General features: G+C 40.5%; 17 protein-coding genes and 11 tRNA genes. 26 read left to right on the forward strand and 2 right to left on the reverse strand.

The window, feature by feature from the left end; all coding sequences use genetic code 11:
* Nucleotides 1-20: 20 nt before the first annotated feature.
* Nucleotides 21-611 (reverse strand): rhomboid family intramembrane serine protease, encoded by a 591-nt coding sequence (locus ACFX4L_RS20310; protein WP_061461182.1) that lies wholly within the window; start codon nt 609-611, stop codon nt 21-23.
* Between the two features lie 107 nt (nt 612-718).
* On the opposite strand from ACFX4L_RS20310, the gene acpS reads away from it, so the two are divergent.
* From acpS to ACFX4L_RS20380, 14 genes are all read left to right on the forward strand, one after another.
* Nucleotides 719-1,075: a holo-ACP synthase gene (acpS, locus tag ACFX4L_RS20315; RefSeq protein WP_284469025.1), complete on the forward strand. Its 357-nt coding sequence runs from the start codon at nt 719-721 to the stop codon at nt 1,073-1,075.
* 236 nt (nt 1,076-1,311) lie between these two features.
* Nucleotides 1,312-2,316 (forward strand): LolA family protein, encoded by a 1,005-nt coding sequence (locus tag ACFX4L_RS20320; protein ID WP_284469024.1) that lies wholly within the window; start codon nt 1,312-1,314, stop codon nt 2,314-2,316.
* Nucleotides 2,317-2,560: 244 nt separating this feature from the next.
* Complete coding sequence (gene alr, locus ACFX4L_RS20325; protein ID WP_377406029.1) at nt 2,561-3,724, forward strand: alanine racemase; 1,164 nt, start codon at nt 2,561-2,563, stop codon at nt 3,722-3,724.
* Nucleotides 3,725-3,883: 159 nt separating this feature from the next.
* Nucleotides 3,884-4,165, forward strand: coding sequence for a CopG family ribbon-helix-helix protein (locus tag ACFX4L_RS20330; RefSeq protein WP_061465936.1), 282 nt, complete (start codon nt 3,884-3,886; stop codon nt 4,163-4,165).
* 7 nt (nt 4,166-4,172) lie between these two features.
* The gene (locus ACFX4L_RS20335; protein ID WP_034306610.1) at nt 4,173-4,523 is read left to right on the forward strand and encodes a type II toxin-antitoxin system PemK/MazF family toxin; all 351 of its coding nucleotides are present in this window, start codon (nt 4,173-4,175) and stop codon (nt 4,521-4,523) included.
* 470 nt (nt 4,524-4,993) lie between these two features.
* A complete protein-coding gene (locus ACFX4L_RS20340; RefSeq protein WP_377385975.1) occupies nt 4,994-5,821 on the forward strand; it encodes an RsbT co-antagonist protein RsbRA in 828 nt (275 codons plus the stop codon).
* Nucleotides 5,822-5,823: 2 nt separating this feature from the next.
* Nucleotides 5,824-6,180: an STAS domain-containing protein gene (locus tag ACFX4L_RS20345; RefSeq protein WP_061461186.1), complete on the forward strand. Its 357-nt coding sequence runs from the start codon at nt 5,824-5,826 to the stop codon at nt 6,178-6,180.
* A 3-nt stretch (nt 6,181-6,183) separates the two neighbouring features.
* On the forward strand, nt 6,184-6,585 hold the full coding sequence (locus tag ACFX4L_RS20350; RefSeq protein ID WP_061461187.1) for an anti-sigma regulatory factor: 402 nt from the start codon (nt 6,184-6,186) through the stop codon (nt 6,583-6,585).
* 9 nt (nt 6,586-6,594) lie between these two features.
* Complete coding sequence (locus ACFX4L_RS20355) at nt 6,595-7,605, forward strand: PP2C family protein-serine/threonine phosphatase (RefSeq protein ID WP_089364911.1); 1,011 nt, start codon at nt 6,595-6,597, stop codon at nt 7,603-7,605.
* 59 nt (nt 7,606-7,664) lie between these two features.
* Nucleotides 7,665-7,997 carry an anti-sigma factor antagonist gene (locus tag ACFX4L_RS20360; RefSeq protein WP_061461189.1) on the forward strand — a complete coding sequence of 111 codons (333 nt, stop codon included), beginning with the start codon at nt 7,665-7,667 and terminating at the stop codon, nt 7,995-7,997.
* Nucleotides 7,994-8,467, forward strand: coding sequence for an anti-sigma B factor RsbW (gene rsbW / locus ACFX4L_RS20365; protein ID WP_061461190.1), 474 nt, complete (start codon nt 7,994-7,996; stop codon nt 8,465-8,467). The genes ACFX4L_RS20360 and rsbW overlap by 4 nt, the downstream gene beginning before the upstream one ends.
* The gene (gene sigB, locus ACFX4L_RS20370) at nt 8,445-9,233 is read left to right on the forward strand and encodes an RNA polymerase sigma factor SigB (protein ID WP_377385981.1); all 789 of its coding nucleotides are present in this window, start codon (nt 8,445-8,447) and stop codon (nt 9,231-9,233) included. The genes rsbW and sigB overlap by 23 nt, the downstream gene beginning before the upstream one ends.
* Nucleotides 9,230-9,841: a PP2C family serine/threonine-protein phosphatase gene (locus ACFX4L_RS20375; RefSeq protein ID WP_250211736.1), complete on the forward strand. Its 612-nt coding sequence runs from the start codon at nt 9,230-9,232 to the stop codon at nt 9,839-9,841. Before sigB ends, ACFX4L_RS20375 begins: the two co-directional genes overlap by 4 nt.
* 92 nt (nt 9,842-9,933) lie before the next feature.
* Complete coding sequence (locus ACFX4L_RS20380) at nt 9,934-12,117, forward strand: Tex family protein (protein ID WP_377406027.1); 2,184 nt, start codon at nt 9,934-9,936, stop codon at nt 12,115-12,117.
* 79 nt (nt 12,118-12,196) lie between these two features.
* On the opposite strand, the gene cmpA is transcribed toward ACFX4L_RS20380, so the two are convergent.
* A complete protein-coding gene (gene cmpA / locus ACFX4L_RS20385; RefSeq protein ID WP_089364909.1) occupies nt 12,197-12,316 on the reverse strand; it encodes a cortex morphogenetic protein CmpA in 120 nt (39 codons plus the stop codon).
* Nucleotides 12,317-12,399: 83 nt separating this feature from the next.
* Between cmpA and ACFX4L_RS20390 the strand changes: the two genes are divergently transcribed.
* From ACFX4L_RS20390 to ACFX4L_RS20445, 12 genes are all read left to right on the forward strand, one after another.
* Nucleotides 12,400-12,879, forward strand: coding sequence for a SprT family protein (locus ACFX4L_RS20390; RefSeq protein WP_061461193.1), 480 nt, complete (start codon nt 12,400-12,402; stop codon nt 12,877-12,879).
* Between the two features lie 133 nt (nt 12,880-13,012).
* Nucleotides 13,013-13,087 (forward strand) — tRNA-Asn (locus tag ACFX4L_RS20395).
* A 6-nt stretch (nt 13,088-13,093) separates the two neighbouring features.
* Nucleotides 13,094-13,184 (forward strand) — tRNA-Ser (locus tag ACFX4L_RS20400).
* A gap of 17 nt (nt 13,185-13,201) precedes the next feature.
* Nucleotides 13,202-13,273: transfer RNA gene (locus ACFX4L_RS20405), tRNA-Glu, on the forward strand.
* A 25-nt stretch (nt 13,274-13,298) separates the two neighbouring features.
* Nucleotides 13,299-13,374, forward strand: a tRNA-Asp gene (locus ACFX4L_RS20410).
* A gap of 77 nt (nt 13,375-13,451) precedes the next feature.
* A tRNA-Gln gene (locus ACFX4L_RS20415) sits at nt 13,452-13,526 on the forward strand.
* A 9-nt stretch (nt 13,527-13,535) separates the two neighbouring features.
* Nucleotides 13,536-13,611 (forward strand) — tRNA-Lys (locus ACFX4L_RS20420).
* A gap of 9 nt (nt 13,612-13,620) precedes the next feature.
* Nucleotides 13,621-13,702, forward strand: a tRNA-Leu gene (locus ACFX4L_RS20425).
* 59 nt (nt 13,703-13,761) lie between these two features.
* Nucleotides 13,762-13,847, forward strand: a tRNA-Leu gene (locus ACFX4L_RS20430).
* Nucleotides 13,848-13,865: 18 nt separating this feature from the next.
* A tRNA-Arg gene (locus ACFX4L_RS20435) sits at nt 13,866-13,942 on the forward strand.
* Nucleotides 13,943-13,949: 7 nt separating this feature from the next.
* A tRNA-Pro gene (locus tag ACFX4L_RS20440) sits at nt 13,950-14,026 on the forward strand.
* A 29-nt stretch (nt 14,027-14,055) separates the two neighbouring features.
* A tRNA-Gly gene (locus tag ACFX4L_RS20445) sits at nt 14,056-14,129 on the forward strand.
* Nucleotides 14,130-14,208: the final 79 nt, after the last annotated feature.

Consider the following 14,208-nt stretch of genomic DNA (forward strand, 5'->3'; position numbering starts at 1 on the left):
GAAAGAGTCGGCTGTTTGTCCTACCACTTTTTTCTCGAGTATAATGGGGCTGTTAAAGCGCCGATTGCTATACCGGCCAAATGTCCGACAACGTTGATCTGTGGTTGAATGAAAGTCATGATAATGGCAATTCCGGTCAGGGTATATACTGTATTTCTTTCGTTGTTCGTAAAATTAGTCTTATTAAACAGTACAAGGTAAAAAAAGAAACCGAATAAACCAAAAATTGCACCGCTGGCACCTATATGGTTATATGTCAGTGGTTTAATTAGAAAGGTTGCGATGTTAGCAAGGATTCCGGTCGATAAAAAGAAGATTGAAAACTTTACGGATCCAAGAAATTTCTCTAGGAATGGACCAAATATGGCAAGTGAGAAACCATTAAACAGTAAATGTGTGAACGTGCTATGTAAAAAGATGGGGGTGATCAAACGCCACCATTGTCCATCAGCGATGAATAAGTTCACACCTGTTCCATAATAAAAAATTACATTACCAGGAAATATAGGGAAAAGGACGAGAACGAAAACAATCATCATAATGAGTATGAGCACAGTCACAGCTCGATATGAATGGGTGTATTCGCGGAAGCTTTCTGTTCTTGTAAACATGGATTCCTCCTTATTATCGTTTTAAATAAGATACATATTGTCATTTCCAGGTAAAAGAGTCCTTCTAATAATATGCAACTTATTAATTTAATAGAAGAGGTGTCAATTTGATTAAAGGTATAGGCGTCGACATTACTGAATTGGATAGAATGGAAAAATTGATTAACCGGCAACCCCGTATAAAGAAACGAATATTAACTGAAAGGGAAATCTCGATTTTCGAAAAGTTAAATGGAAGAAGGAAAATCGAGTATTTTGCTGGGCGCTTTGCAGCAAAGGAGGCTTTTTCAAAAGCGTACGGTACAGGGATAGGTAAGCACTTGTCCTTTTTGGATATCGAAATCATATCTGATGATAAAGGAAAGCCAGTGATTTCAAAGCCGTTTTCTGAAGGGGTCCATCTTTCTATTAGCCACAGCAGGGATTATGCGGTTGCTCAGGTCGTAATCGAAAGGGTGATTTGAGTTTTGTCCAATCGGGTCATAAACCTTTAGGTTGTCTCATATACATTTAGTGCTATAGGGAGACAAGGCCCGGTAAAAGGTACATGGCAGAGTAGGTGCTCTCGAAAAGTTTTTAGCCGGGTCGAATTGATCCGTGTCTAAAATGCTGAGGAATCTAAGACATCAGTCGAGCCAATGTCCGGATCCTGCCTTTTCCTCTCCCTTTTACGTTCAAATGACAAAAAGGGGTTGAAAAGATGAAGAAGATGTTAATGCTTTTTGCAGGGATCATGCTCTTGCTTGCTCTTTCTGCTTGCGGCCAAAAATCACAGGGTGATGTAGTGAGTGAATTGAATGAGAAGCTTGGCGAAATGAAAGGGTATAAAGCTAACGCGATAATGACATTGAAGATGGGGACGGAACCTCAAGTGTATAACGTGGAAATTTGGCATAAGGACCCTTCCTTTTACCGCGTAAATCTTAAAAATGAAGAGAAAGATCAAAGCCAGATGATTTTGAAAAATGATGATGGTGTATATGTTTTGACGCCAGCTTTGAATAAGAGCTTCAAATTTCAAAGCGAGTGGCCGGAGAACAGCAGTCAGGCCTATTTGTTTGAGTCGCTGGTGAAAGACATTACGGAAGATAAAAGTGCGACATATAAAGAAACGGATAAACATTATGTCTTTGAAACGAAAACGCGCTACCAAAACAATAAAATGTTGCCGTACCAAGAGATTACTATAAACAAAAAAGATTTATCTCCGGTCAGTGTAAAAGTCATGGACCCCGATAAGACCGCATTAGTCCTTGTTGAATTTTCAAAAGTGAAATTCGATACGACTTTTGATAAAGATTCATTTGATATGAAGAAAAACATGACAAGTGCACAACTTGAAGCGCCTGTTATGGCGGAAGTCCAAAATGAAGGGTTTGCGGTAAAATACCCTGAAAATATTGGTGACATGAACTTAACGGAAGAAAAGGAAATTGCGACGGAAAAGGGAGAACGTGTCGTTTTGACCTATGAGGGTACAAAAAGTTTTACATTAGTTCAGGAAAAAGCTGAGGTAGTCCAAACCTCCGTTTCGACGAATGTTAATGGAGAGCCAGTTGATTTGGGTTATACAGTCGGGGCCATGACAGGAAATACAATTGCATGGACTCTTGAAGGTGTGGATTATATGATTGCATCAAAGGACTTAACACAGGAAGAGATGATAGAAGTCGCCCGTTCAGTTGGGGGAGATCCGGTCAAATAGGATTACATAACAAGCTGATGTTTCCCGTCTCCTTATGAAGGTTTCTTCTAGGAAGGATAGGCGGGGAAGCAGCTTGTTGACATTTTAAATCCCTTCCATTTTGAATGGTTTGGCAAGTTGGGAAATTAGAATCAATGTTAAAAAGCACTTTATCTTTCTATCAGTTGGTTATAGAATGGTCCTATAATGAAACGAAAACTTCGCTATTGGGAAGAATCTTATTGTGAGTGCAGGAAAGAAGGAAATGGGCTTGGAAACGAAAAACTTTCATCGGGATACGTGGGCAGAAGTAAATTTGGATAATATTTTTGAAAATATCTCTTCAATGAAAAATAGACTGAGAAATGGCGTTAGTCTTTTCGCTGTCGTTAAAGCGAATGCTTATGGCCACGGGGACTATGAAGTGGCTAAAACCGCGCTTGAAGCGGGGGCTGATTTTTTAAGTGTCGCTTTCTTAGATGAGGCTCTTGCTTTACGGAAAAAAGGAATATTGGCTCCGATTCTTGTACTTGGGGCTTCGAGGCCTGAAAGTGCAGCGCTTGCTGCCGATAATGGGATTTCCGTGACGGTTTTCGATGTAACATGGTTGGAGAAGGCAAAGGATTTATTGAAACCGGGACAAGTTCTGCAAGTTCATGTAAAAGTTGATAGCGGCATGGGGAGAATTGGCATTCGTGATAAAGGCCAACTCTTGAAATTGGAAAGTTTGCTTAATGGGGAAACGTGTTTTAACTTCCAAGGGATATTCACACATTTCGCGACGGCCGATGAAATAAAGACCGACCTTTATGAAAAACAGCTTGCTTCATTTAAAGGAATGCTTTCCGCCTTGATTAGAAGGCCAGAATATATTCATGCAGCCAATAGTGCAGCTTCTTTAAGGTTTAGCGATCCTGAATCGAATGCGATAAGAATGGGGATTTCCATGTATGGTTTGAGTCCTTCTATGGAAATGAAGCCGATATTGCCATTTCCATTAAAGCAGGCTATATCATTGAGAACGAAGATGGTTGCAGTTAAACAGCTTACAAAGGGTGAAAGCGTTAGTTATGGAGCAACATATACGGCTGAAGGTGATGAATGGATTGGGACTTTGCCGATTGGTTATGCTGATGGCTGGATCCGTAAGCTGCAAGGTCAGGAAGTTCTTGTGGATGGAAGCAGAGTGCCGATTGTCGGCAGGATTTGCATGGATCAATGCATGGTCAAGCTGCCTCGATCATACCCTGTGGGAACAGAGGTCACACTCATTGGGAACGATGGAGATGAATCGATTACTGTTGATGAGATAGCGGCTAAACTGGAAACGATCAATTATGAGGTAACGTGTATGATAGGAGCAAGAGTGCCCCGCGTATATATAAAAGATAATCAGTTGATTCATGTTCGTAACTTCATCCTGGAATGACGGATTGTAAAAAAATCCTAGGATTGTGAATAAGATTTACTTTATTATGCTGATAATAGGATGGAGAATAGAATATACTCTTTGCAGATAGGCAATTTAATGGTAATATTGAAAAGGATATATAATAAAGGTGTGTAGTGATGGTGGAGGTGTATGTTTGTGTCTGAATCCAGCGCAACAAGAGAGATATTAATTCGATTACCTCAAAATTTTTTATCAGAGTTAGATGGGTATGCGAGTGAAGAAAATGTAAATCGCAGTGAATTTATTTATCGTGCCACAAAAATGTATCTTCGCGAACGTAAAAAGAAAGAGTTTCGTGAATCGATGAAACGCGGTTATATTGAAATGGCGGCCATTAACTTAACGATTGCTTCTGAAGCCTTTCAGGCTGAATTCGAGGCTGGTCATTGCGTTGAACGATTAGTTAGCGGAGGCTGAGCCATTGATTGTTGTTAAGCGTGGTGACGTATACTTCGCAGACCTTTCCCCGGTAGTCGGTTCAGAGCAGGGTGGAACCCGTCCGGTACTAATTTTACAAAATGATATTGGTAATCGCTTTAGTCCGACTGTGATCGTGGCAGCCATTACAGCTCAAATTCAAAAAGCGAAATTGCCTACACATGTTGAGATTAATGCCAAAAAGTACGGATTTGAACGGGATTCCGTCATTTTATTAGAACAGATCCGGACAATTGATAAGCAGCGTTTAACCGATAAAATTACGCATCTTGACGAACCAATGATGCAAAAGGTCAATGAAGCTTTACAAATCAGTCTAGGCCTCATTGAGTTTTAGAGAAACGTTTTCCCGTTAATCCGGGCGTTATTATAATACAAATCATTCTTAATTTTAATTAGATGGCACGATTCCTGCAACAGTGGAATCGTGTTTTTTTATGAAATAACATAAATTTATGTACACAATAAAGGAATTCAGAGGATGAAGATTCTTCAATTCAATTAATCGTATTATTTGTACCAATTTTTACAGCAGGAAATATAAAAAATTTGACGAATAAAAAAGTATACAATTAGATATTGGATTAAACGTTCATTGGTTTTTATTGGTATCCTCCTAACTTTACTTTGAAAGATGTTTTCCTTACCTGATTTTCGGGTATGTAGTTATGTTGTAGATACTTAAATAAGGAAAAGTGTAGTGGGGAAACCCAATGGAATTCCAGGTGGAAAGAACATTACAGTTAGTTAACATCCTTGTGACGAGGACAGGGAAACATAGCAATTGTGTTAGAATGGGAGGATATTATGAACCAATTGGTTTACGATTTTATTAAGCAAAATCATGATTACATCCTTACTGAGTGGATGGATATCATGAAGGAAAGTACAGACGAAAGATTAATTAAAGTCGTCTCTGATCGAATGTTTACGCAAACGAGCAGTGAATTTATAGATATGATCATTACGAATGTTGATAGTAAAAACAAGGAATTCACATTAAAGCTTTCAGATTTTGCCGAGAAAGTCGTCCAATTGGGATGGCCTCTTACTTTCGTCAATGAAGGACTTCATAAATTCACGTTAATTGTCATTAATGGAATGGTGGCAAAGGGTTTGGTGACTCTTGAGAATCAAGTCAATCTTGTTAACCATTTGGATAAATGGGCAACACCAATAAATAATGAGATAGTCAATATATATACCCAGACTTGGGAAAGAACCGTTTCCCTGCAAAAAATAGCCTTGCAAGAACTTTCGGCACCGCTCATTCCTGTTTTGGAAGGCATTACGGTAATGCCGCTGATTGGCACAATTGATACTGAACGTGCCAAACAGATAATGGAAAACCTGCTGACTGGCGTGGTTAAGCATAGATCTGAAGTTGTTCTTATTGATATAACGGGTGTGCCGGTCGTGGATACCATGGTTGCTCATCATATCATCCAGGCAGCGGAAGCGGTCCGATTAGTGGGTGCTAAATGTATACTCTGCGGCATTCGCCCTGAAATAGCCCAAACCATCGTTAATCTTGGAATTAATTTAAATGAAGTGATTACAAAAAATACGTTGAAAAAAGGGATAGAAGTTGCGTTGGAATTAACGAGCCGTAAGATCGTAAAGGTGGAGGGATAAGTATGAGGATTCCGATATTAAAGCTTTATGACTGCTTGTTAGTCTCTATTCAGTGGGAATTGGATGATGTGACAGCCCTTCAATTTCAAGAGGACTTACTGCATAAGATTCATGAAACAAGCGCAAATGGCGTTGTTATAGATATAACCTCAATAGATTTCATAGATTCCTTTATCGCAAAGGTATTAGGCGATGTCTTTAGCATGTCTAAGCTTATGGGGGCAAAGGTTGTAATTACGGGGATCCAGCCTGCTGTTGCAATAACATTAATTGAACTGGGAATTAGTCTCGATGGTGTTTTGACAGCATTAGATTTAGAGAAAGGCCTGGAGAAATTACAACAGGAATTGGGGGATTAAAGAATGGAGTTCCAATCCTGCGTAAAAATCATAAATGAATGGGACATCGTAGCTGCAAGGCAGCTCGGAAGAAATGTCGCTAAAGAGTTGGGGTTCGGTACTGTAGACCAGGCAAGGATCACAACGGCTATAAGCGAATTGGCCCGAAATATATACTTATATGCTGGACAAGGCAGTGTAAGCATAGAAAAGCCAAATATAAATGGGAAGTCAGGATTGAAAATCATTGCAGAGGACCAAGGGCCGGGAATTGAGGATATTCGCAGAGTCATGGAAGATGGATATACCACCTCAGGGGGACTGGGGGCAGGCCTTCCTGGAGTCAAACGTTTAATGGATGACTTTGATATTGAATCGATACCAGGAGAAGGGACTAAGATTGTCGCTACGAAATGGCTCCGTTAGGGGGGGACTATGGATATTAGGGAGAACATGGAGAAAAAGTATCATGAGGCGCTTTCTACTTATCTTAAAGACCAAAATGAGCAGGCACTCTACCAAGGACAAAAGATTAGCCGCCTACATATAAAATACAATATATCTCCAGAAGAAATCATCAGTATGCATAAAAATAACTTAATGGAACTTTACCCGGAATTACCGGGAAAAGTATTGGATTCATTCGATTTTCTGTTAGAAGTCATGATGGGATACGGCATTGCATACCGTGAACATCAAAGCCTTAGACATCAACAGCAGGAACTGAAAACGGAAATTGAGATCGCGGCAAACGTTCAACATACTCTTTTGGAAACGGAAATTCCTGATATCAAAGCTCTTGAAATTGGGGTGATAAGTGTTCCGGCCAGACAGATGAATGGAGATTATTATCACTTCGTCCAAGATGAAAATGAGCGTATCGGGGTAGGGATTGCCGACGTAATAGGCAAAGGGATTCCTGCTGCATTGTGCATGTCGATGATTAAATATGCGATGGATAGTCTTCCGGAGCATCGTCATGAACCGAAAAGCGTGCTTGAGAGTTTAAACCGTGTTGTGGAGCATAATGTAGATCCAAGTATGTTCATAACCATGTTCTATGGCTTATATGATCCGCATGACAGGCAATTTTCCTATGCTTCAGCGGGGCATGAACCTGGTTTTTACTATGACGCCGCTTCAGGTACTTTTAGCGATTTGGATGCAAAAGGTTTGTTGCTTGGAGTTGATAAAAAAACAAGGTATCGCCAATATGAAAAAACGGTGAATCGCGGAGATATGATTATTTTATTATCTGATGGAGTGACCGAGTGCCGGACAAATGATGGGTTCATAGAAAGGGAAACGCTAATTGGTTTCATTAAAAAGAATATGCACTTACAAGCCCAGGAAATGGTGAATAATATTTATAAGCAATTGGAGAAAATGCAGAACTTCCAACTAAGGGATGATTTCACATTAATAATTTTAAAATCAAATGTTTAGTATTTTTTCCACAGGGTATAGATATAGGAATGAAGAGGATTTGAAGAGGTGGGTCAAGGATGAATATAACAGTAGATGTTAATGAATTAAATAATGAATTTATTGTAAAACTAAAAGGTGAAATCGATGCCTATACTGCACCAAAACTAAGAGAATCACTATTTCCAATATCAGAGCAGGACAATGTTTCGATTATTATTGATTTAACTGAAGTTTCCTATATGGATAGTACGGGACTTGGAGTATTTGTCGGTGCTTTTAAAAGCGTAAGGGCACATGATGGCGAATTCACTTTAGTTGGTTTATCAGAAAGGTTACGACGTTTATTCGATATTACGGGTCTTGCAGATATCATTGATATAAAAAGTGGTACAGAGGGTGGGTTAGAATGAGTCAAGTATATGATTACATCGAAATGAAAATACCTGCAAAACCAGAGTTCATCGGTGTCATTCGTTTAACGCTATCTGGAATAGGTAGCCGGATGGGATTTGCGTATGATGAAATCGAGGATTTGAAAATCGCTACCAGTGAGGCTTGTACAAATGCGGTACAGCATGCATATAAGGATTCTGAAAAAGGTGAAGTGAAAGTGAGTTTCGGGCTTTATCCTGACCGTTTGGAGGTCATGGTTTCTGATAGTGGTAAGAGCTGTAATTTCGAAGAGATTCGTCAAGGAATCGGTCCATACGAAAATGGACAAAAAGTCGAGCTCTTGAGAGAAGGAGGCTTGGGTCTTTACCTCATTGAAACTCTGATGGATGATGTGAAAATTCATCAGCATGACGGGGTTACAGTATTTATGACTAAGTTTTTAGAAGGAGAGCAGGTGGAGATGGATGCAAAAACAGTCTCAACCTAATCAGGCACAAAGGGAACAGGTAAATGAATGGATTAGAGCTTATCAGCAGAACCAAGATGATGACGCACAGAGTAAACTGGTCATCCATTATAAAAGTTTGGTTGAAACAATCTCCCGAAAGTATGCAAAGGGGAAATCATTTCAGGAGGATATCTCTCAAGTCGGCATGATTGGTTTGTTAGGTGCCATTCGAAGATATGATGAATCTTTCGGTAAAAGCTTTGAGGCATTTGCCGTTCCTACAATAATCGGGGAAATCAAGAGGTTCTTGCGTGACAAAACATGGAGTGTTCATGTGCCAAGAAGAATTAAGGAACTTGGTCCGAAAATCAGGGTGACTGTTGAGGAATTAACGACGACTCTGCACCGTTCACCAAGAATAGATGAAATAGCCGATTGTATAGGGGTTACTGAAGAAGAAGTTTTAGAAGCGATGGAAATGGGTAAAAGCTATCAAGCGTTATCTGTTGATCATTCTATTGAGGCGGATTCCGATGGTGGTACGGTCACATTGCTTGATATTTTCGGAAATGTCGATGAAGGTTTTGAAAAGGTCAATCAGCGCCTAGTGCTTGAAAAGGTGCTGCATGTGTTGAGTGACCGTGAAAAGATGATCATTCAACATACTTATCTAGAAAATTTAAGTCAAAAAGAAGCGGGCGATAAACTTGGAATTTCCCAAATGCATGTATCAAGACTCCAGCGCCGCGCAATCAAGAAACTTCAGGAAGCCATTAACGCTGAAAACTCGGAGTTAATACAGTGATCAAAGATATTCTGAGGGAAGAAAAAATAGAAGTCCTTGTCTCTCAATCCTCTAAAAACGGGATGGTTTATTGCGGTGATGATTACTTCTTTCTTCATACGAAAGAATACTTTGTGTGTGTACTGGCAGATGGGCTAGGTAGCGGGAAAAATGCTTACGAATCCTCCCATGCCGTCATCGAGGAAGTTAAACGTAATCATGAGTTGGATGTAGAATCACTAATGGCAGTATGTAATCAAGTTTTAATCGATAAGCGGGGGGCAGCCGTTTCCATTTTGAAGATATTTTATGAAAAGAATGAATTTATATACAGTTCAGTTGGGAACATCCGCTTTTTTCTGTATAATCCAAGCGAGGACCATCTTGTTTACCCTTTACCTGTTACAGGGTATTTATCCGGCAGGAAGCAAAAATACAGGACGCAGAGCTACAAATATGAACCTAATGCAAAATTCATTCTTCATTCCGATGGTCTAGAACTTAAGGGAGCTAAATCTTTTTTAAAAAGGCTTGTCCCTATCGATAAGAACGCCCAATGCATTTTAGAAAGCAGTCCAGTAACTGCAGATGATACAACTTTCATTTTAGGAAGCTTACTTTCGCCATAAATCGGAAGTGAGCTTTTTTGTAATGGATTCGCAACTTCATCCCTCATTTGCTAGACTATACATATTAGATTAAAAGCTTGGAGGTAAACATAATGATCGTTGTAGAAGATACATTAAAAGAATTGATTAAACAAATATCCAATGAGCTAACTTTGAAAAATAATCAAGTTCAAAACGTCATACAGATGCTGCAAGAGGGGAATACTGTACCATTTATTGCCCGGTATAGAAAAGAAATGACGGGTTCGCTTGATGAAGTGCAGATTCGTTCCGTTATGGAAAGGTGGAACTATCTAGAAAACCTTGGGCAGAGGAAAATGGAAGTTACGCGTTCGATTGGTGAACAGGGAAAATTGACGGAAGAATTAAAAAGACAAATCGAGAAGGCAACAAAACTTCAGGAAGTCGAGGATTTATACAGGCCATTCAAGCAAAAAAGGAGAACGAAGGCGACGGTCGCTAAAGAAAAGGGGCTTGAACCACTGGCTGAATGGCTTCTTGAATGTCAAATGCAAGCTCGAGTTAGCGAAAAAGCCGCAGAATTCGTATCGGCAGAAAAAGAAGTTACTTCTATTGAAGAGGCTATTGCAGGAGCGCAGGATATCATAGCAGAACATATTTCTGATGACGCGGAATTAAGGAAGTGGATGAGGGCGGAGATTTTCAAAGCGGGAAAAATAGTTTCGGCCGTAAAAAATGAGGAGAAGGACGAGAAAAGAATCTTCGAGATGTACTATGAATATGAGGAGCCAGTTCAAAGGATCGTACCACATCGGGTCTTAGCGCTTAACAGAGGTGAAAAGGAAGAGGTTTTACGAATATCCATTCAGCCTCGGACTGAAATCATCATTGGTCATCTGGAACGGAAAATCATTAAAAATAACAAATCTGAAGCCCAAAGTGTCCTTAAATCAGCGATTGAGGATGGACTCAAGCGTTTGATCATGCCTTCGGTAGAACGGGAAATCAGGAAAGAGCTGACGGAAAAAGCAGAGGATCAAGCTATCCACATTTTCTCTGAAAATCTCCGGAACTTGCTCCTGCAACCCCCGCTTAAAGGGAAAGTGGTCCTAGCTCTAGATCCGGCATATCGGACGGGCTGTAAATTGGCTGTTATTGATGAAACGGGAAAGGTACTCGATATTAGTGTAATCTATCCGCATCCCCCTGTTGCGAAGTTTAATGCTGCCCGCGAAAAAACGATCGAAATACTTCAGCGGTTCTCAGTTGAAATTGTGGCAATCGGCAATGGGACGGCATCACGTGAATCAGAGCAATTCATCGCGGATATTCTAAAGGAAGTGAAAGGAAATATTTCTTATATCATTGTTAATGAAGCGGGGGCAAGTGTATACTCTGCCTCAGATATTGCCCGTGAAGAGTTTCCGGATCTTCAAGTAGAACAGAGAAGCGCCGTATCTATAGGCAGAAGGCTTCAAGATCCCCTTGCCGAACTTGTAAAAATTGATCCTCAATCAGTGGGGGTAGGTCAGTATCAACATGATGTGTCCCAGAAAAAGTTAACGGAATCTCTTTCTTTTGTAGTAGAGACAGCTGTTAACCAGGTGGGAGTTAACGTCAATACCGCTTCATCGTCCCTATTACAATATGTAGCTGGTTTATCAAAATCAGTTGCTCAAAATATTGTGAAGAAAAGGGAAGTGGAAGGGAAGTTTGCTAGCAGGAAGGAATTAAAGAAGATTCCCCGACTTGGCGCCAAAACATATGAACAATGCATAGGGTTCTTGCGTATCATTAATGGAGATGAACCTTTGGATCAAACCGCGATACATCCTGAGAACTACAGTGCCGTGAATAAATTGTTAAAGAAAATGGGATTCACATCTGAGGATTTAGGCAGTGATGCACTGAATGAAGAGTTAGGTAAACTAAATCCGGCGGAATTAGTAAATGTTTTGGAAATTGGGGAAATTACGATTAAAGATATCATAGATGATTTGATGAAACCGGGAAGAGATCCTCGGGATGAATTATCAAAACCACTGCTTAAGCAAGATGTGCTAAAAATGGAGGATCTGCAAACTGGGATGGAATTACAAGGCACAGTGAGGAATGTTGTGGATTTCGGTGCGTTTGTGGACATCGGTGTTAAACAGGACGGACTTGTGCATATTTCCAAACTAAGCAATCGGTTTGTAAAACACCCATTGGATATAGTTGCCGTTGGGGATGTTGTGACGGTTTGGGTAGAACTGGTCGACTCTCAAAAGCAAAGGGTATCTTTAACTATGCTCGAGCCAAAGAATCAAAACTAGCCTATGGTAAGCTCCTTCTATATTAGAAGGGGTTTTTTTGGGGAAGCAAATGTATGTTATATTTCGAACATAGTTGAATCTATAATCGGAGACTTTCCTTCTTTTGATAAAAAAACCAACATTGATTCAACATCTTCACTTGATAATAATCCTTTTCATAAAAGGCTTTACGGATTTGATTCTGGAACCAATTAGGCATAGCTTTTCCTCCCTTAGTTTCCTATTGTTTTATTAGTCTATGTTATAATGGGTTGTCATGTTACCAAGGAAAGGGAGGGGGAAATGGATAATCTGCAATTGCAAAAACTGGTTGAAGAAATTTCGTTGAAAGACTTTAAAAAGGCCTTTAGGCATGTAGCCACTTTTAACCCTCGTCTTCGAACTACAGGAGGACGATACTTGCTCCGTTCACACAATATTGAAATTAATAAGAAGTATCTTGATGAACGCGGTGTGGGAGAAATGATTGGTATCATAAAACATGAATTGTGCCATTATCATCTGCACCTCGAGAAGAAAGGGTATCAGCATCGTGATGCAGACTTTAAGCAATTGCTCAAAAAAGTGGGGGCACCGAGATTTTGCGAGCCACTACAATCAAATCAAGTAAAGAGAAAGATGAATACTATTCAATATAAATGTAAAGACTGTCAGCAGGTGTATATAAGAAAAAAACGAATCGACACTACCCGTTTCGTTTGTGGTAAATGTCGCGGAACATTGATTTACCAAGGGTTTAAAGAGGGAAAAACAGAAATTTAAAAAAGACACAAAAGAACCCTTGACTTTAGGTTGTAACCTCTTTATAATCATAAGAGTCGACAAGATAACAACTTGTTCTTCACGACAAACACTAAGGTCCTTGAGCATGAAAAAGGAACCCAATTTTCATTATTCCGCAGTAGCTCAGTGGTAGAGCATTCGGCTGTTAACCGAACGGTCGTAGGTTCGAGTCCTACCTGCGGAGCCATTTTTTGGGGAAGTACTCAAGAGGCTGAAGAGGCGCCCCTGCTAAGGGTGTAGGTCGCGTAAGCGGCGCGAGGGTTCAAATCCCTCCTTCTCCGCCAGTTACATATTTTATCAAGGCCCATTGGTCAAGCGGTTAAGACACCGCCCTTTCACGGCGGTAACACGGGTTCGAATCCCGTATGGGTCACTTTTATTCACAAAATTATTATGCTGGTCCCGTGGTGTAGCGGTTAACATGCCTGCCTGTCACGCAGGAGATCGCGGGTTCGATTCCCGTCGGGACCGCCATTTTTTAAAAAAATACTTGCTGAAATAATATTATTGTGATATAATATTAACCTGGCCATTAAAAAGTATTTGATTGTTGGGCTATAGCCAAGCGGTAAGGCAACGGATTTTGATTCCGTCATGCGAAGGTTCGATCCCTTCTAGCCCAGCCATTTTATTTAGAGCCATTAGCTCAGTTGGTAGAGCATCTGACTTTTAATCAGAGGGTCGAAGGTTCGAATCCTTCATGGCTCACCATTTCTTTTCGCGGGTGTGGCGGAATTGGCAGACGCACCAGACTTAGGATCTGGCGCCGCAAGGCGTGGGGGTTCAAGTCCCTTCACCCGCACTGATATTTTTCTTCTTGACAACAAGTTGAAAAGGTGTTAAACTTACAAAGTCGCTTTCGCGGTCGTGGCGGAATGGCAGACGCGCTAGGTTGAGGGCCTAGTGGGGGAAACCCCGTGGAGGTTCAAATCCTCTCGGCCGCACCAATAACATCATAGAAATTAGCGCCCGTAGCTCAATTGGATAGAGCATCTGACTACGAATCAGAAGGTTGTAGGTTCGACTCCCGCCGGGCGCACCATATTTTTCGGGAAGTAGCTCAGCTTGGTAGAGCACTTGGTTTGGGACCAAGGGGTCGCAGGTTCGAATCCTGTCTTCCCGACCATTCTTTCTGGAAATACTTTAAAATTAAATGCGGGTGTAGTTTAGTGGTAAAACCTCAGCCTTCCAAGCTGATGATGAGAGTTCGATTCTCTTCACCCGCTCCATTATTGCTCTTTGAAAACTGAACAAAACAAAGCGCCAACGTTAAATTTTAAGTGAGCACACACTATCAAAAAAGCAAAA

The organism is Peribacillus sp. YIM B13482, from assembly GCF_042787975.1.
Taxonomy (GTDB): Bacteria; Bacillota; Bacilli; order Bacillales; family DSM-1321; genus Peribacillus; species Peribacillus simplex_A.

Coding starts and splice junctions, on each gene's coding strand:
- ACFX4L_RS20310 (WP_061461182.1), bottom strand. CDS start 611: ATGTTTACAAGAACAGAAAGCTTCCGCGAATACACCCATTCATATCGA.
- ACFX4L_RS20320 (WP_284469024.1), top strand. CDS start 1,312: ATGAAGAAGATGTTAATGCTTTTTGCAGGGATCATGCTCTTGCTTGCT.
- alr (WP_377406029.1), top strand. CDS start 2,561: ATGGGCTTGGAAACGAAAAACTTTCATCGGGATACGTGGGCAGAAGTA.
- ACFX4L_RS20340 (WP_377385975.1), top strand. CDS start 4,994: ATGAACCAATTGGTTTACGATTTTATTAAGCAAAATCATGATTACATC.
- ACFX4L_RS20345 (WP_061461186.1), top strand. CDS start 5,824: ATGAGGATTCCGATATTAAAGCTTTATGACTGCTTGTTAGTCTCTATT.
- ACFX4L_RS20350 (WP_061461187.1), top strand. CDS start 6,184: ATGGAGTTCCAATCCTGCGTAAAAATCATAAATGAATGGGACATCGTA.
- ACFX4L_RS20355 (WP_089364911.1), top strand. CDS start 6,595: ATGGATATTAGGGAGAACATGGAGAAAAAGTATCATGAGGCGCTTTCT.
- ACFX4L_RS20360 (WP_061461189.1), top strand. CDS start 7,665: ATGAATATAACAGTAGATGTTAATGAATTAAATAATGAATTTATTGTA.
- rsbW (WP_061461190.1), top strand. CDS start 7,994: ATGAGTCAAGTATATGATTACATCGAAATGAAAATACCTGCAAAACCA.
- sigB (WP_377385981.1), top strand. CDS start 8,445: ATGCAAAAACAGTCTCAACCTAATCAGGCACAAAGGGAACAGGTAAAT.
- ACFX4L_RS20380 (WP_377406027.1), top strand. CDS start 9,934: ATGATCGTTGTAGAAGATACATTAAAAGAATTGATTAAACAAATATCC.
- cmpA (WP_089364909.1), bottom strand. CDS start 12,316: ATGCCTAATTGGTTCCAGAATCAAATCCGTAAAGCCTTTTATGAAAAG.
- ACFX4L_RS20390 (WP_061461193.1), top strand. CDS start 12,400: ATGGATAATCTGCAATTGCAAAAACTGGTTGAAGAAATTTCGTTGAAA.